This window comes from Mycolicibacterium peregrinum, from assembly GCF_001665625.1.
Classification (GTDB): domain Bacteria; phylum Actinomycetota; class Actinomycetes; order Mycobacteriales; family Mycobacteriaceae; genus Mycobacterium; species Mycobacterium peregrinum_B.
This window is the reverse complement of the sequence record NZ_LZSY01000014.1, coordinates 44,352-69,802: the sequence shown is the minus strand read 5'-3', so window position 1 is coordinate 69,802 and position 25,451 is coordinate 44,352. Positions and strand designations below refer to the sequence as shown.

The following is a 25,451-nucleotide window of genomic DNA, read 5'->3' as shown; positions in this document are numbered from 1 at the left end:
CCTTACCGCCGATCGAGCGGAGCGCTATGTCCTGGAGCGCCTGCCAGCTCTACGCCGTTTGGGGCAACGCTGGGTGCGGTGGGGTGCGGGGGGCGGAGCCATCTCGGCAGGTAGGAGCATGTCCCCCAACGACTTCGGAGCTTGTACCGGTGTATCCGAGACGATCGGCGATCCGGGGTACGCCGCGGGTGAGGGGTTCGCGGGGAATCCGTTGGGTGCGTACGAGCCCGGCGGGCCCGGGGGCGCACCCCATCCCGCCGGCGGCGCCACGTCATTGGCACCGGTGAAGGCCGACACCGCCGGCGGTTGGTCCGCGTACGGCTGCGGACGCCCGCCGGCCCCACCAGGTGCAAGGTTGGGGTCGGTGTACACCAGGTTCTCCGGGCTCGGCGCCTTACGTAGGTAGGCGTTGAACGGCATCGGTAGGTAGTTGAAGTTGATCAACGACAGGGCCGGCCCGAGGTACTGGGCGCACAGCTTGGAGGATTCGGATGCCGTGGCGTTCTTCACCGCCGAGATCGCCGAGCAGACCACCGAAACCGGATCGGCGAAGTTCGACAGTGCGAAAGCACCGACGGCGGTCCCACTGTCGGGGTTGTAGATGTTGTAGCCGTTGGCGATCGCGTTGGGTGCCACGTGCAGGACGTTCTCCAGCTTGGCCTTGTTGTCCACCAGATTCTGGGTGACGTTGTTCAGCCGCTCCAATTGCTCAGCGGTCTGATCGCGAGTGCCGGCGATGAACCGCCGGACGTTACCGACGGCATCGGCCAGATTGGTCAGCGCACCGTCCAGATCGGAGCGGCTCCCGTCGACGACGCTGGTGACATTGGCGAGATGTCCCTGGAATTCCACGATCTGGGCATTGCTGTCCCGCAGTGCCGTCACGAAGACCTGCAGGTTCTTGATGGTGCCGACGAGATCGCCGCTCCCCTCGCCGAGGATCTTTGCGACACCGGACAACTGGCTGATCGCCTCGTGCAGTTTCTCGCCGTTGCCGTTCATGGCGGCAGCGGCGCTGTCGACGAAGCGGCTGAGAGACGTTGCCGATGCCCCGTTGATCGGCCCCAGGTCGCTCGCCAACCGCATCAGCTGGTCCTTGACCTGGTCCCACTCGACGGGCACGGCGGTGCGCTCGACACCGATCTGCGCGCCGTCGGCCATGGTCGGTCCGGAGTCCTCATAGGCCGGGGCCAGCTGGACATAGCGAGCGGCAACCAGGTTCTGCGCCATCAGGATCGCCTTGGCGTCGGCTGGAATCTTCACGCCGTGATCGACGGCGAGGGTGATCCGAGCCTGCCCGCCGACCGGTTCGATGCTCTCGATGGAGCCGACCTTGACGCCTGCCACGCGGACCTCGTCACCCGGGTAGATCGCAGTGGCCGAGGTGAAGTACGCGGTGATGGTGGTCGGCTTGAAGGCGGTCTGTCGCACGATCACCACCGTGCCGGCCAGTGCCAGCGCGGCGAGCAGCACCAACATGGTGCGGCTGATCCGCTTGCGGTTGCGGGCGATCATCGACTGCCTCCAGGAATGCCGTTGTGGGGCCATGGGAATTCGGCGCGCGGGCCGGCATTGTCCGGCGGTTGTCCGGCATTGGTACCGCGCCGGAATCCGAAGGCGTAGTCGAGGAAGGGCTGAAGGGTCTGCGCCGGCAGGAGATTCCCGACGAAGGCGTTGTAGTACCAGCCGTTGTTCACCGATTCACCCTGGGTCACCTGGTATTTGGCGAGACCGGACAGCGCGCCCGCGATATTGTCGCGGTTCTTCTCCAGCATCGCCGTCACCGAGTTCAGCTGCTTGAGGGTGGGTGCGAGCTCTTCTTCGTTGTCGTGGACGAGTCCGGAGAGCTGCTGGGACAGCGCGGAGGTGTTGGCCAGCAGGTTGACGATCGCGTACCGGCGTTGGTCGAGCACCCCGGTCAACGCGTTCGCGTCCAGCAGCAGCGTGTTGACCTGCTCGCTGCGCTTCGAGAGGATGCCGGTCACGTCGGCAGCGCTCTTGAGCAGGTTGGACAGCGACTCGTTGCGACTGTTCAGGGTTTCCGACAGCCGGGACAGACCCTCGAACGTCGGTCCCAGTTGCGGCGCCATGCGATCGATGGTGTCCGACAACGTATCGAGGGATTGCGTGAGCGCAGCAGTGTCGGTGCCGGCCGTGTTGTTCGTGAAGTCGCCGACGGCGTTGGTCAACGAGTACGGCGACGCCGTCCTGGTGATGGGGATGGTGTCCGAGGCGCGCATGGTGCCCGCGCCGGCCGGTTCGAGGGTGAGCATCCTGGCACCGAGCATGGTTCCGGTGCGGATGTGCGCGGTGGTGGCGGAGCCCAGGCGCACCTTGCTGTCGAGAGTGAAGGTCACCAGCGCCTTGCCGTGACTCAAGCTGACGTCGGTGACAAGGCCCTTGGTGACCCCGGAGATCTTGACGTCGTTACCGGTGGTGATCCCACCGGCCTCGGCGAACAGCGCGTGATACTTCACCGACGTGGCCCAGGACCACAGCGCCTGAGGCTGGAGCCCAACGGCGATGATCATCGCGATCAGCACGATCCCGATGAGTCCGCTCCGAATGAGGTGCGATCCACGGTATTTCAGCATCAGGGCTCCCCACAGCGTCCGGTGTTCTGCATGATCCACGGGAAGTACGCGGTGCGTCCCTGCAGGTCGGTGACCCGGACATTCATGCCGCACAGGTACTGATTGATGAAGCTGCCGTAGGCCCCCAACCGGACCAGCTTGCGGTAGTTCTTGGGAGCGTTCTGCAACGAAAGGTCCATCCGCGCCATGTCGTCCTCATTCGAGAGCAGCGGTGCCAGCCGGGTGAGTTGATCGACGGTGCCTGACAGGGGCGGCCGAGCCTGGGTCATGAGGTCGGTCAAAGATGCGGTTCCGTTGTCGAGTGCGGTGATCGCCTCGCCGATGGGATCGCGCTCCTGGGACAGACCGGTGATGAGTTGTTGCAGTTGCTCGACGGCTCCCGAGAACTTGTCACCGTCCTTGGCAACTGTTGCCACGGTGGTTTTCAGGTTGTCGATCAGCTGCTGCACGGTCTGCCCGTTGTCGGCGAGCGCCTGGGTGAACGAGGTCGTGTGCGCCATCAGCGATTCCACCGTGCCGCCCTGGCCCTGCAGGATCTGGATCAGCGAGTTGGTCAGCGCGTTGACATTCTGGGCGTTGAGTCCCTGGATCACGGGCTTGAGCCCGCCGAGCAGCAGATCGAGATCCAGTGCCGGCTCGGTGCGCTCGAGCGGGATCTGCGAACCCGCCGGCTGGATCTTGGTCGGTCCCGGACTGTCGAGCAGCTCGAGATAGCGGTTGCCGACCAGATCCAGATAGCGCACCGCGATCTTGGTCGCGGTTGTCATGACGACTTCGCGGTCCGAGTCGAAGCGGACCAGCACGGTGTTGTCAGGTTGCAGCGCAACGTCGTTGACCGTGCCGACACGAATACCGGCTACCCGCACGGAATCGCCGACCTTCAGACTGGACGCGTCGCTGAACACAGCCGAGTATCCATTCGTGGATCCGGTGCGGTACTGGCCCATGATCGCGAACAACGCTGCGGTCAGGAGCAACATCGTCACGCCGAACGCGCCGAACTTGATCGCGGTGCCGATGCTGCGCGTCATCCCGGTTGTCCTATCTGAGGTGTGTTGCGGGGCGGACCGTCGAGCGGGCCGTACAGCGCCTGCTTGAGACCCTCGGAGTTCAACAGGATTCCCTGGTTTCCGTACTGCGCCGGGTTGGCATCGATGTCGGTGACCACGAACGGCGGCCGTTGTTCGAAGCCGACCTCGGGCAGGCCCTGGCACTGCGGGCCGCCGGTGGCGGCGACCTTCGGCAGGTTGCCCGGGTAGCGGTAGCGTTCGGTGCCCAGCAGGAACGAGTCCAGCAGCATGACGCCAGGTAGCGGCTGTGGCGGTCCCATCGCCAGCGGCACCATTCCCTTGAGCACACAGTTGAGTGCCGGGTTGTACTGGTTCAGCAGATTCGTGGTCGGCACGAGCAGCCGCATCGCGTCGCTCACGCCGGCGCTGTTGGTGGAGACCACCTCATTGCCGACGTCGGCCAGTCCGATCGCGCTGACCAACAACGCATCCAGATCATTGCGGCGATCGACAACGGTATCGCTCAGTCGCACCGCGCTGCGCATGGACTCGACAAGGTCCGGTCCGGCGTCGGCGTAGGCATTGAACACCTGTGGCGCTACGGCCATTTCATGACTCAGCGTGCCAAGGCTGGGAGCGAACTTGGCCAGCATGGCGTCGAGATCGACCAGCGTCTGGCCGAGCTTGTCGCCGCGACCGTCGATGGCCTGGGCCATCGCGCCGAGTGTCTCGTTGAGCTTTTCCGGTTGGATCTGTGCCAGCACCGTCACCAACTGCTCGAACACCGTGTTGATCTCGACAGTGGTGTGCGTGGCGTCGAGCACCTGTCCGGCGTACATCGAATTCTTCGACGGCTCCGGCGGCGGCACGAGCTGGACGAACTTGGCACCGAACACGGTGCTGGAAGCGATCTCCACACCGGTGTTGGACGGAATCAGTTGCAGATCATCGGGATTCATCGCCAGCCGAAGTGCTGCCTGCCCGTCCGGCAGCGTGTCGATGGCCACGACCTTGCCGACCTGCGCTCCGTGCAGTTTGACCTTGGCATCGGGGTTCATCACCAGACCGGCCCTCGGCGAGATGACGGTCACCGAGGCGGTGGGCGCGACCCCGCCGCGGAACAGCACGATCGCGCCGGTGACGAGCGCGGCGATCACCGCGACCGTGGTCAGCCCGACCAGAAGACGTATAGCGTCACGCGACATCGGATGCCTTCTTTAGCCGGAGAGGTTGAAGTTGCCGTTGGAGCCGTAGACGGCCAGCGAGATCAACAAGGTGATCGAGACGACGACGATCAGCGACGTCCGGACCGCGTTGCCGACGGCGACGCCGACACCGGCCGGACCACCGGTCGCGAAAAAGCCGAAGTAGGTGTGCACCAGCAGAATTGCCAACGCCATCAGCAGCGCCTGCAGAAATGACCAGAGCAGGTCGATCGGGTTGAGGAACGTGCCGAAGTAGTGCCCGTACAGGCCACCGGACTGCCCGAGTAGCACGACGGTGGTGAACTGACTGGCCACGAAGGACAGGATCACCGCGATCGAGTACAACGGGGTGATCGCGATCATTCCGGCCACGATGCGGCTGGACACCAGGTACTCGACGGGCCGGATCGCCATCGCCTCGAGGGCGTCGACCTCCTCGTTGATCCGCATGGCGCCGAGTTGCGCGGTGACGCCGGCGCCGAAGGTGGCGGCGAGACCGATTCCGGCGACGATGGGCGCCGAGATCCGAACGTTGATGAAGGCGGCCAGGAACCCGGTGAGCGCTTCGATGCCGATGTTGCCCAGCGAGGAATAGCCCTGGATCGCCAGGACCCCTCCGGTCGCGAGGGTCAGGAACCCGACGATGACGACGGTTCCGCCGATCATCGCCAATGTACCTGCACCCATGCTGATTTCGGCGATCAGTCGGACGACTTCCTTGCGGTAGTGCACCGCCGCATGGGGCATGCCCGCCAGCGCCCGCCCATAGAACAGGACATGGTCACCGATGCCGCTCAGCGCGGCACCCGGCCGACGTACGGCCCGGGACAGGCGCGGGTACGCCGACTGAAGTACTGCCGTGGCCGTCATCGCGTGGTCATCTGGATGCCGATGGCGGTGACCACCACGTTGACGACGAACAACGCCATGAAGGCGTAGACCACCGTCTCGTTGACGGCGTTGCCCACCGCTTTGGCACCGCCACCCGAGACGGTCAGACCGCGGTAGCACGCGACCAGTCCGGCGATCAGTCCGAACAGGGCCGCCTTGACGCAGGAGATGATGACCTCCGGGATGCCGGTGAGCAGGGTGATACCTGCGGCGAACGCGCCGGGGTTGACGTCTTGGACGAACACCGAGAACAGGTATCCGCCAAGGATTCCGATGATCACCACGACGCTGTTGAGCAGCAGCGCCACCAGACCCGAGGCCAGCATCCGCGGGGTGACCAGACGCTGGATCGGGTTGATGCCCAGCACCTCCATGGCGTCGATCTCCTCACGGACGGTCCGCGACCCCAGATCCGCGCACATCGCCGTCGCTCCGGCACCGGCCACGATCAACACCGTCACCATCGGCCCCACCTGGGTCACGGCGCCGAACGCCGCGCCCGCACCGGAAAGGTCGGCCGCCCCCAGTTCCCGCAACAGGATGTTCAGGGTGAACGACACCAGAACCGTGAACGGGATCGCAACCAACAGCGTCGGCGCCATGGAAACCCGTGCCACGAACCAGGATTGGTCAAGGAATTCGCGCCATTGGAATGGTCTGCGCACCGTGAATCTGGCGGCATCCACCGACATGGCGAACAACCCACCCACCCCCTCGAGTGGGCCGGCGAGTTGTCGCTGCAGCATCGGGTTCTCCTTTTCTGCGTGGGGGTCACCCGGTGGCCGGTATGACCTGGAACACGTCTCGACCGGGAACCATCGCAGTTCACAACCGAGCGCACCATCGCGTGTCCCACCCACCGGGAATACCGCCTCGCCGCTGCCAGTCACCAGTCAGCGGAACATCCCATTGCCGACCTTTTGGACAGCGTGTGAGGCTGGATGCAACGAGCCCGGCAAAAGGAAAGAAGACACGTGTCAAGTTCTGCTGCGACCACCACCGGTGTCGGTACGACGGATGCGCTGCGTGAGATCGACACCAGTGCAGGAACTTTGCGGTACTACGACGTCGGCCAGGGTCCGACCGTTCTGTTCCTGCACGGATCGGGTCCCGGCGTAACCGGATGGCGCAACTTCCGCGGGGTACTACCGACGTTCGCGGAACGCTTCCGCTGCCTGGTCCTGGAGTTCCCGGGATTCGGAGTTTCCGATGACTGGGGCGGGCACCCGATGGTCACCGCTCAGGGCGCCGTCACTCCGTTCCTGGATGCGCTCGGCATCGAACGGGTGGACATCGTCGGCAACTCCATGGGCGGCGGAGTCGGCATTAACACGGCGATCAACGCGCCCGAACGGATCGGCCGCCTCGTGACGATCGGGGGGATCGGTACCACGATCTTCTCCCCCGGGCCGAGCGAGGGAATCCGTCTGCTCCAGGAATTCACCGAGGACCCGACTCGGCAGCGCTTGATCGACTGGCTTCATTCCATGGTCTACGACCGGTCGTTGGTCACCGAGGAGCTCATCGAGGAGCGCTGGACGCTGGCGACCGACCCGGAGACGTTGGCCGCCGCACGCCGCATGTACGGGAAGGCGGCGTTTGCAGCGATGATGGCGTCGATGGCCGCTTCAGACCTGCCCATGCCCTGGGCACGGATGCACAAGGTATCGGCACCGACACTGTTGACGTGGGGACGCGATGATCGCGTGAGTCCGCTTGACATGGCGCTGATTCCGATGCGGACCATACCCAACGCCGAGCTTCACGTGTTCCCCAACTGTGGGCACTGGGCCATGATCGAGGCGAAGTCCGCTTTCGAGTCTGTGGTCACGAACTTCCTGGCACGGGTCTAACGACTTACGTCCGACCGTTGCAGTCCGGCCAGCACCATGGCGATGCCGGACCGGTGCGCCGCTATCAACTCGTCGAGTTCGTGCGGTTCCTTGGCGTCGGTCCACCAGATGTAGGCGTTACTGCTGACATGGACCACAAGCCTGCTCGGCAATGAGCGCGTGAACACGTCGTCGCTCAAGTCGAAGTGCCCCGCCAGGAACTCGGTGATGGCGTCGGCGAGGTTCTCGCTCCATTCCATCCATCGCAGTCGGTACTGCGGAGTCTCGGCAACGAGGGACATCAGTTTCCGCGCCTTGTCCACCGACTCCCGATGCTGGACCCCAGCCGACTGGCGATGCCGAACCTCGACCGTGAACATGTCGACAAGAACATCTACGGGGTCTGAATCGGCTGCAGCACAGGACAACAGATCCCGCATGTTCGTCTCGCTTCGCCCGAACAACGGCCCCAGTACGTCTTCCTTTACCGGGAAGTGGCGGTAGAACGTACGCGTCGCGATGCCGACTTCGGCGCAGATGCGCTCCACGGTTGCCGTGGTGTCGCCGTCGGCGATGAAGATGTCGCATGCGGTCCTGGCGATGTTGAGCCGCAATTCCTCAGCGCGACGCTCGGTGAGCGTCGGCCCCTTACCTTTGGGCATTCGCTGATTGTCGTCGCACCGGCACGCGGTCTCCTTTACTTCGCAGGCACGCTGTGCCTAGACTCACACCTGTCACGTTGTGACATGTGTGCAGAGTATGACAGGTATGGAGGGATTTGTGCCAACGTCGGATGACGACGCTGCTCCCATAGCGCTGCTCAATCGGGCGGCTGCGCTTCTGGAGGTCTTCGGCGCGCGCCAAACACTCACACTGGCGGAAATCACCCGGTATTCGAACGTTCCCCGCTCGTCGACTCATCGCATCCTGCAGGGACTGGTCCAGCTCGGCTGGATCGAACGCCATGGCGCCGAATACACACTGGGGCTGAAGATGTTCGAATTCGGCCGCCAGGCAGTACGGCAGCGTCGAGTTCCCGAAGCGGCACTGCCGGTGATGGCGGACCTACACCGTCGTACCGGCCTGACGGCGCATCTCAGCGTCCTGTCGGGTACGCACGTGCTGCACATCGAACGCTTCGGCATGTGGCCCAGCTCCGGCAGTTGTTGGCAGGTCGGTTTCAAGCAGCCCGTGGAACAGAGTGCCGCCGGCAGAGCGCTCCTGGCGCAGATGGACGAGTCAGCCTGGCCAGAGTTGCGGTACGCGGTGACGTCGCCGTACGGAATTCGCAACCGGGCGGAGTTGGATCGAAGCCTGGCCGCCGTACGCGCTCGCGGCGGGGTTGCCGTCGATGCCGAGGGTTGTGAGCGGGGAGTCACCGTCGTGGCCGCTCCGATCAGCGTGAGCGAGGGAGGCAATCAATTCGCGCTGTCGCTGTGCGGGCCCGCCAGGTCGACGCGGATCGAACCCGTCGCCGCGGCTGTACACAGCGCGTCATGGGCTATCTGCCATAGCCTTTCAGATGTGCCCCGCAACGGCGCGAGCCAGTCACGAGCAGCGCATCGCGTGGTGACGCCGGCCATGATCCATCGAACCGGCGAGCCCACAGTGGCAGCCGTCGGGGGTAGGTGACAAGAACCTAGCGGCGCGCGTACCCATGTTCACCAGTCCTGCCAGGGAATGATCGTGTTCAGCGGCGTATCGATGACGCACTCTCCCGCGGCCGGTTCAGGTGCCTTGTCGGCCAGCCGTTCCCTGATCCGGCCGGTGACGCGAACCGGATCGTCATCGAGGTAGAGCAGACGGATGCGCAGGCCGCCGGGCGGATCTGCCGCCTCCGAGGAACGGAGGCCGAGCCCGTTGTTCTGGTGGCGATCCAATGCGAAAGTCCACGCCCCCGCCACACCGTCCAGTTCCAGCAGAGCCGGGATCGCCACCCGGTCCTCCCATCGGTGATGCTCGTGAGCTTCGGCGCCGTAGGGTTCGGCAAACCGGGTCATCGTCAGGTGCAGCCCACGGTTGGGCCGGTACGGGATCACTCCGGGCGACACCAACGCCGTGGCAGCGGCGTAGCCCTTGACCGGCCGGAAGAATGCGAGCACAGTGCGGCGCACGCCGGGGATCATCGGTCCGCGACCCCACTGAAATGAGTCCGCACCGAGCTGCTCCCACTCCCGCACCGACTGCTCCACGGGAGAACGGAACCAGTACATCGCGACATAGTCGGTATCGGCCTGTGCGGGTTCGGCGATGGAAACACCGCGGCACGCCGCCGGCCGGCTCCACCGGTCTCCCCAGGCGATTCCGGGGAGTGCGAGATTCTCCGGCCGGTGGTCCAACTGATGCCATTCGTTGTAGCGCCGGTGTTCCTCGGCGCCCCCGCCACCGAGTGCAACAAACGAGAAGAACACCAGCGGGCAATCAGTGGTGGGCATCGCTGCCTCTCAGATCTGCTCGGGGACAGGCGCTCCCGCCAATCCAAGGTTCAGTAGAGTGTGCGCGTACGGGTTCCCGTTGAGCAATCTGCTCGTGCGCGTCGTGATCTGCCATTGCCCTTCGCGACGTTCCAACGCGAAGTGGTTGGCGGTCGCCCGCCACACTCGATAGCCACTCTCGCCCTCGCGTAACAGGACCAGCGATTCGCACACCGCGACAGCGCGGTCGCCGTCAACGGTGACCACCGCCGGCCCGAGGAAATGACAACAGCCCGTGGCGACCAGATCCTGGTGGCCGTTCGACCTGACCATCTGATGCACGCCGCCCCGGCCGGTCATCAGCCAGTCCTCGACGTCATAGGTTCCGTCGACCGCCCACAGTGCGGCCGCATTGTCAGCGTTGCCGGCGTCCACCGAAGGGCCGTATGAGGCCAGCAGTTTCGTGATCGCAAGCTCATCTTCGAGACGCTGTAGCCGGATGAGTATCTGCTGTTGGATGGTCATGAACACTGCTCCTCGATGTCAGCCTCCTAGCGTTGGGTACTTCCGGCGCCGGTAGCCAGGACAACCTTGTCCGCCAGATCCGGCACTAGTGCGCCTTCAGCAGTTCGAATCCTCTGTATCCGTCGGCCGCTGCCTCGTTGCAGATATCGAGATACACGCCGAAGCCGCCGATGAACAGCATGAACATCCGAGGCTTGCCGGGCACGTTGGCGCCCATGTACCAGGAGTTGGCCTTGGTGAACAGCGTGGCGTCGGCGCGCTCGGCACATTCGGCGATCCAACTGTCCACGGCATCAGACGTCGGTTCGATTGCCGCGTAGCTGTTCTGGTCGAGATACTCGATGGCGTCGGCGATCCAGTTCACGTGGGCTTCGGCATGCAGAACCATGTTGGCCAGCACCGCCGGCGCCCCGGGACCGGACACCAGGAACAGGTTGGGGAAGCCATCGGTACCCAGACCCAGGTAGGTGCGGGGCCCGTCGGCCCAGTCGTCCGCCAGCTTCCCGCCGCCCCTGCCCACGATGTCGATCTTGGCCAGCGTGCCGGTCATCGCGTCGAACCCGGTGGCCAGCACCAACGCGTCGATGTCATAGTGCGCGCCGGATGTGTTGATTCCTGTTTCGTCGATCGATTCGATCGGCGTCTTACGGACACTCACAAGCTCGACGTTGGGACGGTTGAACGTCTGGAAGTAGTTGGTATCGGTACAGATCCGCTTTGTCCCGATCGGATGATCGTCGGGAATCAGCAACTCGGCCAGATCCGGATCGTCGATCACGGCACGGATCTTGTTCTCGTAGAACTTGCGGGCTTCCTCGTTGGCTTCCAGAGAGACCATCTGGTCGGTGAACGTCTTGGAGAACAGCACTCCGCCCAGTTCCCAACGCTTTTCGAAGGCTTCGTGACGTTCTTCGGGCGTGGCTTCCATGGTGAGTTTGGGGTGTGCGACATGTGGCGAGCCACCGCCGCTGCGCCAGGACATCCGGCGCCGCTCGGCATAGTTGGCCTTGGTGTCGGCAACCTCATCCTCCGTCAGCGGTCGGTTACCGGCCGGCACGCTGTAATTCGGGGTCCGTTGAAAGACATAGAGCTGCTGGGCCTGTTCGGCGATGATCGGGATGGACTGGATCCCTGAGGATCCGGTGCCGATGACGGCGACGCGCTTGCCGGTGAAATCCACATCCTCATGCGGCCAGTGCGCGGTGTGATAGACGTCGCCGGCGAAGCTGTGCAGGCCCGGGAAGTCAGGGGTCATCGCCGCCGACAACGGGCCGGTGGCCATGACCACGAACCGTGCATCAACGGTTTCGCCGGTATCGGTGGTGACGGTCCAGCGCAGCGTCTGCTCGTCGAGCACCGCCGAACTCACCCTGGTCTCGAACGTGATGTCGCGGCGCAGATCGAGTTTGTCGGCCACCCAGTTGATGTATTTCAGGATTTCGGACTGGGTGGCGTACTTCTCGGTCCAGGTCCATTCCTGTTGGAGTTCCTCGGAGAACGAGTAGCAGTAGTCGACACTCTCGACATCACAACGTGCACCCGGGTAGCGGTTGAAGTACCAGGTGCCACCCACCTCCGGAGCGGCCTCGAAGACTCGCACCGACAACCCTTGCGACCGGAACTTGTGCAACGCGTACAGGCCACCGAAGCCGGCGCCCACCACCACAACATCTACGACGCTCATCGATCCACTGCTCACAGGGCGAACGGTAGGCGCCGATCACGCGCGCGACCGCCACAGTTCCCGGTCACCGGACCGCCGGACCTGACGTCCCGACCACCGGAATCGGCGGATTGCCTGATCGGCTGCGTCGGCGAGAATCTCGGCCCATGACCGATCCGAGCCTCCAGACCAGACGGAGCGTCGTTGTCACGGTGGCCGATGTCATCGATGAAAGCCCCGACGCCCGATCTCTGGTTTTCACTGTGCCGCAGGACCAGCAGGAGCGATTTTCGTATCGACCCGGACAATTCCTGACGCTACGGGTGCCAAGCGAGCTGACCGGGTCGGTGGCCCGGTGCTACTCCCTCGCCAGCTCACCGCACACCGATCCCGCCCCCAAGGTGACGGTCAAGCGCACCGCCGACGGCTACGGTTCGAATTGGTTGTGCGACAACGTCGATGTCGGCGACACCCTCGAGGTACTGCCGCCGTCGGGGTTGTTCACCCCGGCAAGCCTCGACACCGACTTTCTGCTGTGGGCAGCGGGCAGCGGAATCACTCCGGTGATGTCGATCTTGAAGTCGGTGTTGTCGGCCGGCACCGGGCGGGTGGTCCTGTGCTACGCCAACCGCGACGAACGCTCGGTGATCTTCGCCGGCGAACTACGCGAACTCGCCGCCCGCTACGCAGGCCGGCTGACGGTGCTGCACTGGTTGGAATCGATTCAGGGCCTGCCGACCCACGCCCAGCTGAGCGGATTCGCCCACACCGTTTTCGCCGGGTCCACGGGATTCGAGGCCTTCGTCTGCGGGCCGGCCCCGTTCATGGCGGTCATCAAGGAGACTCTTCTCGAGGCCGGTGTCGAGCGGGACCGGATTCACCTCGAGGTGTTCCAGTCGCTGTCCGGTGACCCGTTCGCCGATGACACCACCGCACCGGCAACAGTTTCCGACGAAGATGACGCCGCCGACCTTCAGGTCGATCTGGACGGCACCAGTCACCGGCTGAGGTGGCCGCGCCAGGCGACGTTGGTCGACATGTTGATCCGCTCGGGTGTCGACGTTCCGTATTCCTGCAAGGAGGGACAGTGCGGATCGTGCGCGGCCACGGTGGTTCGCGGCGAGGTGGACATGGCCGCCTGCGACATTCTCGAACCCGAGGATATCGCCGACGGGGTGATCCTCGGCTGCCAGGCACGACCGGTCTCCGACGACGTCCACATCGAGTTCTGAGCCGTCCGTCTCCACGTTTCCACTGACCGGGATTGGCCCCCGCCGCCCGGGTCAAAGCGGTACACCATCAGTACAGCCCTCGACGATAGGACCGAACCATGACTGAGCGCGTAATCGACCGGGTGCGCGACCTCGCCGACCAGTTGCGCCACCAGGGCGCCGAAGCCGAGAAGATCGGCAAGCTCACCGACGAGACCGTCAAGATGATGAAGGCGGCGGGAAACATCCGCCTGTTGCAGCCCAAGGCTCACGGCGGCTTGGAAGTCCATCCGCGCGAGTTCGCCGAGACCGTGATGGCCACCGCGGCACTGGACCCTTCGGCCGGATGGATCAACGGCGTGGTGGGCGTGCACCCGTACCAGCTCGCGTACGCCGACCCTAAGGTCGCTGCCGAGATCTGGGCCGAGGACGTCGACACCTGGGTCGCGTCTCCCTACGCGCCACAGGGTGTGGCCACGCCCGTCGACGGGGGCTACATCTTCAACGGCCGCTGGCAGTTCAGCTCGGGCACCGATCACTGCGACTGGATCTTCCTGGGCGCGATGCTCGGCGACCCTGAAGGCAAACCCCTGATGCCGCCGCAGATGCTGCACATGATCCTGCCGCGCAAGGACTACGAGATCGTGGAGGACTCGTGGAATGTCGTGGGGCTGCGCGGAACCGGCTCCAAGGACGTCATCGTCAAGGATGCTTTCGTACCGACGTACCGGACGATGGACGCGATGAAGGTCATGGACGGCACCGCCCAGCGCGAGGCCGGGATGACCGAAACGCTGTACCTGATGCCGTGGTCGACGATGTTCCCTCTCGGCATCAGCTCGGCGACCATCGGCATCGCCGAGGGCGCCCTGGCCGCCGCGCTCGATTACCAGCGTGAGCGGGTCAACTCCAGCGGTGTGGCGATCAAGGACGACCCCTACGTCATGTATGCGATCGGTGAGGCGGCCGCCGACATCAACGCGGCCCGCCAGGAGCTGCTGGCCAACGCCGACCGCATCTACGACATCGTCGACTCGGGCAAGGAAGTGTCGTTCGAGGACCGGGCCGCGGGCCGGCGCACCCAGGTGCGGGCGGTGTGGCGCGCGGTGTCGGCGGTCGACGAGATCTTCGCCCGCTGCGGCGGCAATGCCGCGCGGATGGATAAACCGCTGCAACGGTATTGGCGTGATGTGCATGTCGGCCAGGCCCACGCGATTCACGTTCCGAGCACGGTCTATCACGCGTCGGCCCTGAGTTCGTTGGGCGTGGACCCGCAGGGTCCCCTGCGAGCGATGATCTGAGAGGACAGCACATATGGGACTGATCAAGAGCCTCGGCTACGTCACCGTCGCCGCCTCCGATATCGAGCGCTGGCGGCACTTCGCCTTCAACGTGCTCGGCTTCGCCACCGGTGCCGGACCCGACGAGTCCGCGTTGTACCTGCGGATGGATGAGCGCGCCGCCCGCATCATCGTCGTGCCCAGAGACGTCGACAAGATCCTCACCGTCGGGTGGGAGGTGCGCGACCACGCCGATCTGGAGCGGGTGAAGGCAGCGCTCGATGCCGCCGGTGTGCCGTTCAAGCAGCTCTCACTCGAAGAGACAGATGCCCGGCGGGTCGAGGAGGCCATTGCGTTCGAGGATCCCGCCGGCACGGCGCTGGAGGTTTTTCACGGCCCGGTCCTCGACCACTCCCCGGTGATCACGCCGTTCGGCGCGAAGTTCGTCACCGGCGATCAGGGGCTCGGGCATGTGGTGTTGCCCGCGCTCGATGTCAACGGCTTGTTCGAGTTCTACACCGAGGTACTGGGTTTCAGGTCTCGTGGAGCGTTCCGCGTTCCGGTGCCGCCGGAGTTCGGACCGGTGCGGGTCCGATTCATGGGCGTCAACGAGCGCCATCACAGCCTGGCGATCTGTCCCGCGCAGACGCTGCGCGATCCGGGGCTGATCCACCTCATGGTCGAGGTCGACACCCTCGATGCCGTGGGCCAGGCTCTCGACCGGGTCAATGCCGAAGGTTTCCAGCTGTCGTCGACACTGGGTCGGCACACCAACGACAAGATGGTGTCGTTCTACGTGCGCGCTCCGGGCGACTGGGACATCGAATTCGGCACCGAGGGCATGCGGGTCGACGAAACCTACTACACGGCAGAGGAAATCACCGCTGACAGCTACTGGGGACACCAGTGGGTCACCGATCTACCGAAGGCCATGCAACCGTGACACGAACCGACGACATCCTGCCGATCCCGGTCAACGCGGTCACCGAGTGGGCCGACGAGGCCGACGTGGTGATCGCCGGTTATGGCGTGGCCGGCGCCGCCGCAGCGGTCGAGGCGGCACGCGCGGGCGCGGACGTACTGGTACTCGAACGCACTGGCTCATGGGGCGGAGCCGCCTCGATGGCAGGTGGCTTCATCTACCTCGGCGGTGGGACCGAGATCCAAAAGGCCTGCGGGTTCGAAGATTCCGTCGACAACATGGCAGCATTCCTCAACGCGGCGATGGGGCCCGGCGCTGATGCCGCGCGCATCGCGGATTACTGCGAGGGCAGCGTCGCGCACTTCGACTGGCTCGTGGGCTGCGGGGTGCCGTTCAAAGCAGAGTTCTTCGGCGAGCCCGGTTGGGAGCCCATGGGCGACCAGGGGCTCATGTACAGCGGTGGGGAGAACTCGTATCCGTTCAACACCGTCGCAACGCCGGCCCCGCGCGGGCACGTCCCGCAGATGCAGAACAAGAAGCAGGGCGAGTCGAGCGCGGGTTTCATGCTGATGAAGGGCCTCGTCGACACTGCGACCGCAGTCGGGGCACGGTCGCTGTATGACGTGCGGGTGCAGTCGCTGATCGTCGAGTCCGACGGCCGCGTCGTCGGCATTCGGACCCGGCGTTACGGCACTGTGATGGACATCCGGGCACGGCGTGGAGTTGTGCTGGCCACCGGCAGTTTCGCCTACAACGACGCCATGGTCGCCAGGTATGCCCCGCGCATCGCCGGGCGCCCGGCCGCCTCGATTGAGCAGCACGACGGGCAGGCCATCCGGATGGCTCAGGCGCTCGGTGCCGATCTGGCGCACATGGACGCCACCGAGGTCGCCCTGTTCATCGATCCCCAGCAGTTGGTGCGCGGGATTCTGGTGAACGAACGTGGTCAGCGTTATGTCGCCGAGGACACCTATCCCGGTCGCGCCGGCCAGTTGACGCTGTATCACCAGAACAACACGGCCTATCTGATCATCGACGGCGACGCCCAGGAGGAGGCGATGGCCTCGCTCACTCCCCAGCTGATGATGCGGCCGCCGACTTGGGTGGCCGACACCGTCGCCGACCTGGAGGCCGAGATCGGGCTACCACCGAACTCGCTGCAAGCCACTGTGGATGCCTACAACGAGGGCGCGTCGCGCGGCGAGGATCCGTTGCTGCACAAGAAGCCGCAGTGGCTCAAGCCGATCAAGTCCCCGGTGGGCGCCATCGACCTCCGCGAGAGCACCGGCGGTTTCACCCTCGGTGGGCTGCACACCACCCTCGACGCCGAGGTGCTGCACGTCAGTGGCGACCCCATTCCCGGTCTGTTCGCTGCCGGGCGCTGCACCGCAGGTCTGGCCGCCTGGGGATATGCCAGCGGTGTGTCACTGGGCGACGGGAGTTTCTACGGTCGGCGCGCCGGCCGGGCCGCGGCAGAGGCATAGCCGCTGGTCATTGCCGCTTCTACAACTTGATATCGCCTCACCCCCGCCGCATTGCGGCGGGGGTTTTGGCATGACCCCGCTCGCATTCAGTCGTTCATGTGACAGCACCCACATCGATATGCTACAAACAGTCATATGACTAATAGTCATATGCCGTCCAGGCATGCGGCTCGATATGGGAGGTCCTCATGACAATGGCCGTCGAGAAGACATTGGCTGCTGAGAAGACAATGGCTGCCGAGAAGCCGGGTGAGACGCCCAGTGCTGTCATCGACCGGGTTTCCCTGGTTCTCGATGCCTTCGAGGGATCTGCCCGACTGACGTTGGCCGAGATCGTGCGCCGGACCGGTCTGCCACGATCGTCGGCCCACCGACTCCTCGAGCGCCTGGTGCACCTTCGTTGGCTCCGCCGTGATGGCCGCGACTATGAGTTGGGCATGCGACTCGTCGAACTGGGATCACTCGCGCTGCACCAAGACCGCATCCACCGTGCCGCGATTCCGTTGCTGCGCGATCTGCACCGGGCCACCGGACTGGTCGTCCACCTGGCGGTACTCGACGGATCCGACGTCGTATACCTGGAGAAGATCGGCGGTCAGATGGTGGCAGCCATTCCGACCCGTATCGGGGGGCGGCAGCCCGCGCACTGTACGGCGGTGGGCAAGGCCATCCTGGCCGACAATTCATCGGTCGAGGTCAATCTGGCCTCGCGGTTGACGCGGTTTTCGATCAGCACGGATCGGCAGCTGGAGGCCGAGTTGGCAAAGGTCCGCGCCCACGGCGTCGCATTCGAGCGGGAGGAATCGCTCACCGGATTCGGTTGTGTGGCAGCACCGATCGGTCCGGCCGGCGCCGCCGTCGCGGCGGTGTCGGTGTGTGGTCCGATGAGCCGGATGACATTCGATCAGCGGCTGGCCGCTCCGGTGCGGATGACGGCCATGGGTATCTGGCGCAATGCCGAAGATGGGCCTCATCGAGTGGTCCCCACCCTGCAACCTGTCCGGCCGCTCCGCGTGGGTAGCCCCATCGGGCCGCGGACCTCTGCCACGCTGGTCCCGGCATGACACTCGATCCACAGATCGCGGAATTGATCGAGACACTGGATTCAGGCTTCCCCCCGGTACACACGATGACCGGCGCGCAGGCCCGCGCCGCGATCCGCAGCCGGTTCGTCGCCAACCCCCAGCCCGAGCAGGTGGCTTCCGTTACCGACCGCCAGGTACCTGTCGACAACGGTCGTATCGATGTGAGGGTCTACCGTCCCGAGGCCTCCGAACCGCTGCCCCTGCTGGTGTACGCGCATGGCGGCGGGTTCGTGTTCTGCGATCTCGACAGCCACGACGGGCTGTGCCGCAACCTTGCCAATCTCATTCCAGCTGTGGTGGTTTCGGTCGCCTACCGGCTGGCCCCCGAGCACCGCTGGCCGACCGCCGCCGAGGACCTCTACGCCGCCACCCGATGGGCAGTCGATCATGCAGCCGATTTCGGCGCCGACCCGTCACGCGTCGTGGTGGGCGGCGACAGCGCCGGAGGCAACCTCGCCGCGGTGACCACCCTGATGGCCCGCGACCGTGGTGGGCCGGACCTGGCGGCACAACTCCTGCTGTACCCGGTGATCGCCGCAGATTTCGATACCGACTCCTACCGGCTGTTTGGCCGGGGCTTCTACAACCCGCGCCCGGCACTGCAGTGGTACTGGGATCAGTATGTTCCCCAGGTCGCCGATCGACGCCATCCGTACGCCTCACCGCTGGCCGGTGACCTCAGTGGTCTACCGCCGGCCGTCGTGGTTCTCGCCGGCCATGATCCCCTTCGGGACGAAGGCATCGCCTATGCCAACGCGTTGGAGGAGGCCGGGGTGCCAGTGACCCGGCGCCCCTTCGACGGGGGCATCCACGGTTTCATGACGATGCCGATGCTCGACATCGCCCACCGGGCCCGGCGAGAGGCCGGCCGGGCGCTAAGTGATCTGCTCGACCCCTAGCACCGCGCCGTAGCGTTGGTCTGGGTCGAGCACACAATGGGTGCGGCTGAACACCGTCACCATGCACTTGTTGTTGTGGTTGCAGCGGCTGCGTGACTCGGGATCGGCGATCATCGTGTTGACCCGGTCCGGTTCACGCAGCAACGCCCGGCCCATGGCAAAGAAATCGAATCCTTCCCGCATGCCTGTCTCAAGGTGTTCGCGATCGTTGATGCCGCCCAGCAGAATCAGTTTGGTGTTGCGCATGAGCGGCACGAACTGCCGGGCGGCCTCCAACATGTAGAGGTCTCGATACGGATAGACACCCATCGTCTGCTTGCCCACCAGGCGGACCGCCGGCCGCAATGCCGGCGGCATCACCTTCGCGAACTCCTTGACCGGGACGTCGCCTCGGAACAGGTACATCGGCTTGTACACCGACGAACCCTGGGTCAGTTCGATGGCGTCGAGGGTGGCATCGGTGTCGAGAAGTTGGGCTGTCCGCAACGCCTCGTCGATCCAGATGCTGCCCGGGAGCCCGTCGTCCATGTCGAGTTTGGCGATCACCGCGATCCGATCACCGACCACCTCGCGTACCCGCGCCGCAATCTCGCGCACCAACCGCGATCGGTTGTCGATGTCACCCCCGTACTCGTCCTTACGACGATTGATCAGCGGACTCAGAAACGAGCTGGGTAGATAGAGATGCCCGAAATGCAGTTCGACGGCATCGAATCCGGCGTCGACAGCCACCTGCGCGGCGTCGCCGAACTGGTCGATCACCTGAGCGATCTCGGCGCGGGTGATCTCACGGCAATAGGCAAATGACGTCGGGTTGATGAATCTACTCGGCGCCACGGCGGTGACACCGGTCAGCTTTTTCTGCGCCACCACCCCGGCATGGCCCAGCTGCGCCGAAATAGCCGCCCCCGCACCGTGTACCGCGTCGGCGAGCCGGCGCAGTCCCGGCAGAGCCTTGGTGTCCATGACGATCTGACCAGGTGCGCTCGCACCCTGGGGAGACACACAGCAGTAAGCCACGGTGGTCATTCCGACGCCGCCCTCGGCGAAGCTGCGATGGAAATCGATGAGGTCGTCGGTGACCAGCCGATTGGGTGAGCGGCCTTCCGACGTGGCGGCCTTGATCACTCGGTTGCGCAGCGTCACGGGCCCGAGCTGGGCCGGGCTGAACGGATCGGTCATCGCCACACCATCGCGCCGACACACCCTGTCGTCAACGGTGGTTTCCCGATGGCCGGGAACGCTGTGCCGCCGTCAAGGCGGCCGATCGTAATCTCGGTTCATGGCTGAGGTTTTCGTCATCGATCGGATAGTCACCAGGCCGGGCTGCGCCCAGAAGTTCATCGACGCCTACTTGGCCGGGTATGCCCCGGGTGCCCGCGATCGCGGCATGACGCTGCGCGACGTCGTGGTCAGCCCGCCCATCTGGTTTGAAGACCGATCCAACGTGGTCACCGCCACCTGGACGCTGCCCAGCCCCCAGGCCTGGTGGCAGATGACCTGGCAGGGCCGGCCCGACCCTGCCGTTGCGCGGTGGTGGGACAGCATCACCGATCTGGTGGTGGAACGCAGCCGCGAAGTGGCATCCGCTGCCGATGCCATCACCGATGTCTCACCCGCCCTGCCCGTCACATCAGCCGGCGCTGCCACACTCGGGGTCACCCGCTTGCTCGACGTCGACGAGTCCGGCCGCGACCGCATCCTGGGCGCCCTACGCGATGCAGCCGAACACAGCGGAGCGTCGAGAGCGTTGGTAGAGCCGACACTGCCGGGTTCACGCAATGGTGGCGATATCCTGGTCCATCTCCGGTTTGCAAACGAAGATGACTGGCAGAAGAGCGATTTCGACGATTCACTGGCGGACCCGGCGATCACGCGCGTGAATGGAGTGACCTACCAGGGAGCACCGCTCCGCCGCGGCAGTGGCACCGTGTACCGCGCACTCCTACTGCGGGTACCCGCGGAGGTGGATGCCGAGACCGTCGCGGCTTTTGAGAGCGAACTGTTGATGATGCCGCGATATGTGCCGACCATCGCCGCATGGCAACTCAGCCGGGTCGAGCAGGCCATCGGCACCAGCGAATGGACCCACGTCTTCGAACAGGAATTCACCGACGTCGACGGACTGATGGGGCCATACCTCATGCATCCGATCCACTGGGCGGTGGTCGACCGCTGGTTCGATCCCGAGACCACCGACATCATCGTCCGTGATCGCGTCTGCCACAGCTTCTGCGACCTTCCCAGCCCCGTGCTCTCCTGAGCCACTTGCCTAGTTCAGGGTGGGTGGCGGTTGCGGTTGGAAAGGTTGGTACCACCACCAGTCTGCGCGTTCCCCGGTCGGTCCGCGGTAGGGCGGGACGTCGGGTGGCCGCGAAGTTGGCGGGCGGGCCAGTGATCCGCCGCGCAGTGTGCGGCCGCGGTCATCGGTCACGACGAGCTTGTGAGCGGTACCGCTGATGGTGATGCCGCCCCGGTGATGCAGGCGGTGATGATAAGGGCACACCAGCACCAGGTTGTCGAGTTCGGTGGGGCCGCCGTCTTCCCAGTGCCGGACGTGATGGGCATGTAATCCGCGGGTGGCCCCACAGCCGGGGACGACGCAGCGGCGATCGCGGTGCTCCAAAGCCCGACGCAGGCGTCGACTGATTGTCCGCGTCGTACGGCCCACGCCTATCGGCTGGCCATGGTGTTCTAACCACACCTCGCATGTTGCATCGCAGAGCAGGTATTGGCGCTCCTCATCGGTCAGCAGCGGACCCAGATGCAGTGAGGCGACTGGCTTGTCGGCATTCACATGCACGATGACGTTGGTGTGCTGCCCGTGCGGGCGGCGGGCCACGTCGGAGTCCCAGCCGGCCTCGACCAGGCTCATGAACGCGTCGACATTGTCAGGGAACGGCCGCGCCTGAACACCCTCGCCGCGATCCCCGTCGGTGTCCCGGTCATCCTCGCCGTGGTCACGTCTCCAGTCGGCGATCAACCCATCGCGGTGCGATCGCATCGCGGCGTCGAATTTCGCTGCTCCCACCCGAGGCAGCCGGATCCGCCACGTGGTGTACCCGTCGTCCTCAGCCTTGTTGAAGAACCGCTGCGGTTCAGGTTTGGCTTCGGGTCCGGGGCATGGTTCGAGTTTGACCGCGGTACGGAGCTGTTGCACGGTGGCGTTCTCGGCCAACTGGATGTAGTGCGTATCCGAACCGGGCGCGGCACGCTTGGCCAGCACCCCGACCTGATCCAGGGACAGCCGGCCCTCGCGCAAAGCATCGGTGCAGCGGGGGAATTCCTCGCGGCGCCGCGCCACAGCCACCAGGGTTTCGGCGTTGGCCGGTGAGACACCAGTTTTCCAGGCCACCATGGCCGGTACCGAGCGAGCGCCGGTGATCCCGCACAGTTCGTCGCGGTCGATCTCGGCCACGATGTCGACGATGCGCCCGTCGATGGCGTTGCGCTGCCCACAGAGCTGCGACAACTCCTCGAACAGCACCTCCAAACGGTCACCCGGCAACACCGGGGAGCCGTCCAAAGAAGCTGTCACCGAGGACATGCCCCCATCATCGCAACGACCACCGACAAAAATCGGCGCCGAACGAACCGCTGCTACACCCCTGCCGGCAGGATGTTCGGATTCGTCGTCGCAGGCGGCTGCAGCGGCGGCAACACCGTGACACCGTCCAGCGAATGCACCGGAAGTTGTTGCGACCACGGGTAGTGCAGGCTGAACGCCACCAGACCGGTCCGCTCCGCGGCGGGCAGGTGACACATCGCCAGTACCGTTTCGGCCAGATACTCGACTGGTTCGGTCGGAAAGCTGTCCGGAATAAGCGACGCCGCACCAGGCGTACGCACGGCCGTCGACGGTCCGACGCAGTTCACTGCGATGTCGGCATCCAGCAGTTCGGCGGCCACCCCCTGGGTGAACCGATGCAGTGCGGCCTTGCACGACGCATAGATCACGTCACCCGCCGTCTTGTTGTAGTCCCGGTACGGCCGCACCGGGGCCACTCCCGTCACCGAACCGATGTTGACGATCCACCCGGCGCCCTGGGTACGCATGTGCGGCACAGCGGCTTTCGTCAACGCGAACGGTGTCTTCAGATAATGCTCCACGGTGCGGTCGAAGGTCTCGACCGGCATGTCCTCGATCACCGAATAGTCGGCATAGCCGGCGTTGTTGACCAGGATGTCGAGCCTTCCGGTGTGCTCGACCACAGCCTGGATCAGGCCGTCGCGGGCAGCGCTGTCTTCGAGATCGGCAGCCACTCCGAAGGCCGCACCTCCAGCGTCTTCGATGAGAGCGATGGTCTCCTCGATCGTTCCCGGGATCGCCTCGGTGATCCCAGCCCGCGTGGACGGTGTGGGGGTGTAGGCACGTGCGGTCACCGCGACCGTGGCGCCTTCCGCCGCCAACCTCTGAGCGATTGCACGCCCGATGCCGCGACTACTGCCGGTCACCAACGCTGTTCTTCCGGAAAGCATCTGACTCATCGGAGGACGAAATCCTCTTCGATCGGGGCTCGGTGTTGCTGCCAGATATCCACCAGTCGGAACGGTGTGGCCACCACAACCCGGCCCGACCCTGAGCGGTAGTAGGTGTGAGCGTTGGGCGTATGGCACCAGACCGTGCGCTGCATCGCCTCGTCTATCCCTGCGACGTACTCGTCGTATGCACGTTGGGTGACCTCCATCGTCGACGCCCCGCGCAAAGCCATCAGTTGCAGGCACTCCACGATGTAGTGCGCCAGCACTTCCATCGAAAAGTTGGCGCCTGCCCCGTGACCGGGGCTGTAGTTCGGCGCCGAGGTGATGAACAGATTCGGGAACCCTGCGACCGCGCCCCCTCGATAGGCACGCGGGCTGTCGCCCCATTCCTGGACCAGAGTCTTGCCGTCGCGGCCGCGAATATCGATGGTGGACAGGAAATCCAGGTGGTAACCGGTGGCGTAGATGATGACGTCGAGGTCAATCTGACGGCCGTCGGCGGTGACGATGCCGCTTTCATTGACCCGAGCGGGTTCACTGGCTTCGACGTCGACGTGGTCGCGGGTCAACGCGGCGTAGTAGCCCCCTGGGTCGCGGATGATCCGCTTGCCGTAAGGAGCGAAATCCGGCGTCACCTTCTGCGCCAATTCGGTTCCGGCACCAAAAGTCCGGTCGATGTACTCCTGACACATCTTGAGCAGCACATCGTTGGCCGGAGAGATCGACAGGTGCGTCTCGGACCACTCGGAGTCCCGCAGAATGACCGGATAGTTGTTGTCCGCCGTTCCCCAGTACGACTTGAGTCGGTGCCACATCGCGTAGTAGGGCAACGTCTTGCCCAGATAGCGCCGATGTTCGGGGACTTCATCCGACAGGCGCCGGCGAGGGGCGACCCAGTGCGGCTGCCGCTGGAACACCGTCAGGTGTTCGACCTCGTCGACACAGGCGTCGACGATCTGCACGGCTGTGCAACCGGCGCCGATGATGGCTACCTTCTTGCCTGCCAGCTCCAGTGAAGGGTCCCACTGCGCGGAGTGAATGCTGGTGCCGGCGAAGGTGTCTCGTTCCTCGATGTCGGGGAATCGTGGTCGGTTGAGATAGCCGGCCGCGGTGACGACGACGGTCGCGTAGTCGATGCTCCGGGTTCCGTCAGCGCGACGGGAGTGGATCTCCCACTGCTGACGCTGCTCGTCCCACCACAGTGCCTCCACCTCGGTGCCGAAGCGGATGTGGCGACGCAGATCGTGCTTGTCGGCCAACGAGACCAGGTAGGCCTGATATTCCGCGCCCTGCGGATAGTAATTCGACCAGTCCGGGTTCACCTCGCGCGACAGGGAGTAATACGCCGAAGGCGTATCCACCCCGATGCCCGGATACCTTGTGGTCAGCCAGGTGCCACCCACCTCATCGTTTCGGTCGAAGATCTCGAAATGCACGCCCTCTTCGGCAGCGGCCAGCGCGACCGCGATACCGGCGATGCCGGCGCCGATGATCGCCACGGTGGTGGACGAGGGAATCGGCGTGGTGCGCGGCAGCGTCGGATGCGACGGCCGGAAGCCGCCTTGCTCAAGCAGCAGATCCACGTGTTCGTCGTCGACGGGACCGCCCAGCGCGACCGGCAGCAACCGAACGAAGAAATCACGGTCATCGACAGCCAACGCGTCGACCGGACGCGGCCGGCCGAGCGCGGCGACGATTTCGTCGGCCAGCAGCGCGGCGGTCTGGGTATCGGTCGTTCCGGCCCGCTCGGGCGGATCGGGAACGTGATCGATCTTGGATGCGTATCGATCGATGACCGCCGGATCACCCGTCATCTGCGCCAGCACCGCGACCAGGACACCAGGGTCCGCCTCCAGGAGATGGGCGCGCAGGACGTCAGGGTCTGGGGCGCGATCCGCGAGTGACGAGGATTCAGTGGTAGCGGTCATGGTTTCGAGTATCGAAGGGTCGACGC

At 64.9% G+C, this 25,451-nt stretch carries 23 protein-coding genes; 9 read left to right on the top strand and 14 right to left on the bottom strand.

Going from position 1 to position 25,451, the window contains the following annotated elements; translation table 11 throughout:
• Window positions 1–24 precede the first annotated feature (24 nt).
• From A5779_RS01750 to A5779_RS01725, 6 genes are read right to left on the bottom strand one after another with little or no spacing between them, the layout of a single operon-like run.
• The gene (locus A5779_RS01750; RefSeq protein WP_064878307.1) at window positions 25–1,515 is read right to left on the bottom strand and encodes an MCE family protein; all 1,491 of its coding nucleotides are present in this window, start codon (window positions 1,513–1,515) and stop codon (window positions 25–27) included.
• The gene (locus A5779_RS01745; protein WP_064878335.1) at window positions 1,512–2,594 is read right to left on the bottom strand and encodes an MCE family protein; all 1,083 of its coding nucleotides are present in this window, start codon (window positions 2,592–2,594) and stop codon (window positions 1,512–1,514) included. Before A5779_RS01745 ends, A5779_RS01750 begins: the two co-directional genes overlap by 4 nt.
• Window positions 2,594–3,625: an MCE family protein gene (locus tag A5779_RS01740; RefSeq protein ID WP_064878305.1), complete on the bottom strand. Its 1,032-nt coding sequence runs from the start codon at window positions 3,623–3,625 to the stop codon at window positions 2,594–2,596. The genes A5779_RS01745 and A5779_RS01740 overlap by 1 nt, the downstream gene beginning before the upstream one ends.
• Window positions 3,622–4,809 (bottom strand): MCE family protein, encoded by a 1,188-nt coding sequence (locus tag A5779_RS01735; RefSeq protein ID WP_064878303.1) that lies wholly within the window; start codon window positions 4,807–4,809, stop codon window positions 3,622–3,624. The genes A5779_RS01740 and A5779_RS01735 overlap by 4 nt, the downstream gene beginning before the upstream one ends.
• A gap of 12 nt (window positions 4,810–4,821) precedes the next feature.
• Window positions 4,822–5,679, bottom strand: coding sequence for an MlaE family ABC transporter permease (locus tag A5779_RS01730; RefSeq protein ID WP_064878301.1), 858 nt, complete (start codon window positions 5,677–5,679; stop codon window positions 4,822–4,824).
• The gene (locus A5779_RS01725) at window positions 5,676–6,446 is read right to left on the bottom strand and encodes an MlaE family ABC transporter permease (RefSeq protein ID WP_055110583.1); all 771 of its coding nucleotides are present in this window, start codon (window positions 6,444–6,446) and stop codon (window positions 5,676–5,678) included. The genes A5779_RS01730 and A5779_RS01725 overlap by 4 nt, the downstream gene beginning before the upstream one ends.
• A gap of 228 nt (window positions 6,447–6,674) precedes the next feature.
• On the opposite strand from A5779_RS01725, the gene A5779_RS01720 reads away from it, so the two are divergent.
• Complete coding sequence (locus A5779_RS01720) at window positions 6,675–7,553, top strand: alpha/beta fold hydrolase (protein WP_082941480.1); 879 nt, start codon at window positions 6,675–6,677, stop codon at window positions 7,551–7,553.
• Here the strand turns inward: A5779_RS01720 and A5779_RS01715 are convergent.
• Entirely contained in the window at window positions 7,550–8,194 is a 645-nt protein-coding gene (locus A5779_RS01715; protein WP_064878299.1) for a TetR/AcrR family transcriptional regulator, read from the bottom strand. The two genes, A5779_RS01720 and A5779_RS01715, sit on opposite strands and share 4 nt — an antisense overlap.
• A gap of 118 nt (window positions 8,195–8,312) precedes the next feature.
• Between A5779_RS01715 and A5779_RS01710 the strand changes: the two genes are divergently transcribed.
• A complete protein-coding gene (locus tag A5779_RS01710) occupies window positions 8,313–9,164 on the top strand; it encodes an IclR family transcriptional regulator (protein ID WP_064878331.1) in 852 nt (283 codons plus the stop codon).
• Between the two features lie 29 nt (window positions 9,165–9,193).
• Here A5779_RS01710 and A5779_RS01705 read toward each other — a convergent pair whose 3' ends face one another.
• From A5779_RS01705 to A5779_RS01695, 3 genes are all read right to left on the bottom strand, one after another.
• Complete coding sequence (locus tag A5779_RS01705; protein WP_064878297.1) at window positions 9,194–9,967, bottom strand: hypothetical protein; 774 nt, start codon at window positions 9,965–9,967, stop codon at window positions 9,194–9,196.
• A gap of 9 nt (window positions 9,968–9,976) precedes the next feature.
• A complete protein-coding gene (locus tag A5779_RS01700; protein WP_064878329.1) occupies window positions 9,977–10,471 on the bottom strand; it encodes a nuclear transport factor 2 family protein in 495 nt (164 codons plus the stop codon).
• Window positions 10,472–10,556: 85 nt separating this feature from the next.
• Window positions 10,557–12,155, bottom strand: coding sequence for a flavin-containing monooxygenase (locus A5779_RS01695; protein WP_064878296.1), 1,599 nt, complete (start codon window positions 12,153–12,155; stop codon window positions 10,557–10,559).
• Between the two features lie 146 nt (window positions 12,156–12,301).
• On the opposite strand from A5779_RS01695, the gene A5779_RS01690 reads away from it, so the two are divergent.
• The 6 genes from A5779_RS01690 to A5779_RS01665 all read left to right on the top strand — a co-directional run bounded on the left by A5779_RS01690 (window position 12,302) and on the right by A5779_RS01665 (window position 19,015).
• Window positions 12,302–13,366, top strand: coding sequence for a ferredoxin--NADP reductase (locus A5779_RS01690; RefSeq protein ID WP_064878294.1), 1,065 nt, complete (start codon window positions 12,302–12,304; stop codon window positions 13,364–13,366).
• Between the two features lie 98 nt (window positions 13,367–13,464).
• Window positions 13,465–14,646: an acyl-CoA dehydrogenase family protein gene (locus A5779_RS01685; RefSeq protein WP_064878292.1), complete on the top strand. Its 1,182-nt coding sequence runs from the start codon at window positions 13,465–13,467 to the stop codon at window positions 14,644–14,646.
• Between the two features lie 13 nt (window positions 14,647–14,659).
• Window positions 14,660–15,568: a biphenyl-2,3-diol 1,2-dioxygenase gene (gene bphC, locus A5779_RS01680; RefSeq protein WP_064878290.1), complete on the top strand. Its 909-nt coding sequence runs from the start codon at window positions 14,660–14,662 to the stop codon at window positions 15,566–15,568.
• Window positions 15,565–17,031 (top strand): FAD-dependent oxidoreductase, encoded by a 1,467-nt coding sequence (locus tag A5779_RS01675; protein WP_064878288.1) that lies wholly within the window; start codon window positions 15,565–15,567, stop codon window positions 17,029–17,031. Before bphC ends, A5779_RS01675 begins: the two co-directional genes overlap by 4 nt.
• A 194-nt stretch (window positions 17,032–17,225) precedes the next feature.
• Window positions 17,226–18,095 (top strand): IclR family transcriptional regulator, encoded by an 870-nt coding sequence (locus tag A5779_RS01670; protein ID WP_236734617.1) that lies wholly within the window; start codon window positions 17,226–17,228, stop codon window positions 18,093–18,095.
• Entirely contained in the window at window positions 18,092–19,015 is a 924-nt protein-coding gene (locus tag A5779_RS01665; protein ID WP_064878286.1) for a LipP1 family hormone-sensitive lipase, read from the top strand. Before A5779_RS01670 ends, A5779_RS01665 begins: the two co-directional genes overlap by 4 nt.
• Here the strand turns inward: A5779_RS01665 and A5779_RS01660 are convergent.
• On the bottom strand, window positions 18,992–20,197 hold the full coding sequence (locus A5779_RS01660) for an NADH:flavin oxidoreductase (RefSeq protein ID WP_064878285.1): 1,206 nt from the start codon (window positions 20,195–20,197) through the stop codon (window positions 18,992–18,994). The genes A5779_RS01665 and A5779_RS01660 overlap by 24 nt on opposite strands.
• A gap of 100 nt (window positions 20,198–20,297) precedes the next feature.
• Between A5779_RS01660 and A5779_RS01655 the strand changes: the two genes are divergently transcribed.
• Entirely contained in the window at window positions 20,298–21,278 is a 981-nt protein-coding gene (locus A5779_RS01655; protein WP_082941479.1) for a Dabb family protein, read from the top strand.
• A gap of 9 nt (window positions 21,279–21,287) precedes the next feature.
• On the opposite strand, the gene A5779_RS01650 is transcribed toward A5779_RS01655, so the two are convergent.
• Genes A5779_RS01650 through A5779_RS01640 form a run of 3 tightly spaced genes read right to left on the bottom strand, consistent with a single transcriptional unit; the run spans window position 21,288 to window position 25,425 of the window.
• Window positions 21,288–22,562 carry an HNH endonuclease signature motif containing protein gene (locus A5779_RS01650; RefSeq protein WP_064878284.1) on the bottom strand — a complete coding sequence of 425 codons (1,275 nt, stop codon included), beginning with the start codon at window positions 22,560–22,562 and terminating at the stop codon, window positions 21,288–21,290.
• A gap of 53 nt (window positions 22,563–22,615) precedes the next feature.
• Window positions 22,616–23,503 (bottom strand): SDR family NAD(P)-dependent oxidoreductase, encoded by an 888-nt coding sequence (locus A5779_RS01645; RefSeq protein WP_064878283.1) that lies wholly within the window; start codon window positions 23,501–23,503, stop codon window positions 22,616–22,618.
• Entirely contained in the window at window positions 23,500–25,425 is a 1,926-nt protein-coding gene (locus A5779_RS01640; protein ID WP_064878282.1) for a flavin-containing monooxygenase, read from the bottom strand. Before A5779_RS01640 ends, A5779_RS01645 begins: the two co-directional genes overlap by 4 nt.
• Between the last annotated feature and the right edge of the window lie 26 nt (window positions 25,426–25,451).

Coding starts and splice junctions, on each gene's coding strand:
- A5779_RS01700 (WP_064878329.1), bottom strand. CDS start 10,471: ATGACCATCCAACAGCAGATACTCATCCGGCTACAGCGTCTCGAAGAT.
- A5779_RS01640 (WP_064878282.1), bottom strand. CDS start 25,425: ATGACCGCTACCACTGAATCCTCGTCACTCGCGGATCGCGCCCCAGAC.
- A5779_RS01690 (WP_064878294.1), top strand. CDS start 12,302: ATGACCGATCCGAGCCTCCAGACCAGACGGAGCGTCGTTGTCACGGTG.
- A5779_RS01665 (WP_064878286.1), top strand. CDS start 18,092: ATGACACTCGATCCACAGATCGCGGAATTGATCGAGACACTGGATTCA.
- A5779_RS01660 (WP_064878285.1), bottom strand. CDS start 20,197: ATGACCGATCCGTTCAGCCCGGCCCAGCTCGGGCCCGTGACGCTGCGC.
- A5779_RS01670 (WP_236734617.1), top strand. CDS start 17,226: ATGGCCGTCGAGAAGACATTGGCTGCTGAGAAGACAATGGCTGCCGAG.
- A5779_RS01730 (WP_064878301.1), bottom strand. CDS start 5,679: ATGACGGCCACGGCAGTACTTCAGTCGGCGTACCCGCGCCTGTCCCGG.
- A5779_RS01725 (WP_055110583.1), bottom strand. CDS start 6,446: ATGCTGCAGCGACAACTCGCCGGCCCACTCGAGGGGGTGGGTGGGTTG.
- A5779_RS01715 (WP_064878299.1), bottom strand. CDS start 8,194: ATGCCCAAAGGTAAGGGGCCGACGCTCACCGAGCGTCGCGCTGAGGAA.
- A5779_RS01655 (WP_082941479.1), top strand. CDS start 20,298: ATGGCTGAGGTTTTCGTCATCGATCGGATAGTCACCAGGCCGGGCTGC.
- A5779_RS01740 (WP_064878305.1), bottom strand. CDS start 3,625: ATGACGCGCAGCATCGGCACCGCGATCAAGTTCGGCGCGTTCGGCGTG.
- A5779_RS01685 (WP_064878292.1), top strand. CDS start 13,465: ATGACTGAGCGCGTAATCGACCGGGTGCGCGACCTCGCCGACCAGTTG.
- A5779_RS01750 (WP_064878307.1), bottom strand. CDS start 1,515: ATGATCGCCCGCAACCGCAAGCGGATCAGCCGCACCATGTTGGTGCTG.
- A5779_RS01650 (WP_064878284.1), bottom strand. CDS start 22,562: ATGTCCTCGGTGACAGCTTCTTTGGACGGCTCCCCGGTGTTGCCGGGT.
- A5779_RS01745 (WP_064878335.1), bottom strand. CDS start 2,594: ATGCTGAAATACCGTGGATCGCACCTCATTCGGAGCGGACTCATCGGG.
- A5779_RS01735 (WP_064878303.1), bottom strand. CDS start 4,809: ATGTCGCGTGACGCTATACGTCTTCTGGTCGGGCTGACCACGGTCGCG.
- A5779_RS01645 (WP_064878283.1), bottom strand. CDS start 23,503: ATGAGTCAGATGCTTTCCGGAAGAACAGCGTTGGTGACCGGCAGTAGT.
- bphC (WP_064878290.1), top strand. CDS start 14,660: ATGGGACTGATCAAGAGCCTCGGCTACGTCACCGTCGCCGCCTCCGAT.
- A5779_RS01705 (WP_064878297.1), bottom strand. CDS start 9,967: ATGCCCACCACTGATTGCCCGCTGGTGTTCTTCTCGTTTGTTGCACTC.
- A5779_RS01695 (WP_064878296.1), bottom strand. CDS start 12,155: ATGAGCGTCGTAGATGTTGTGGTGGTGGGCGCCGGCTTCGGTGGCCTG.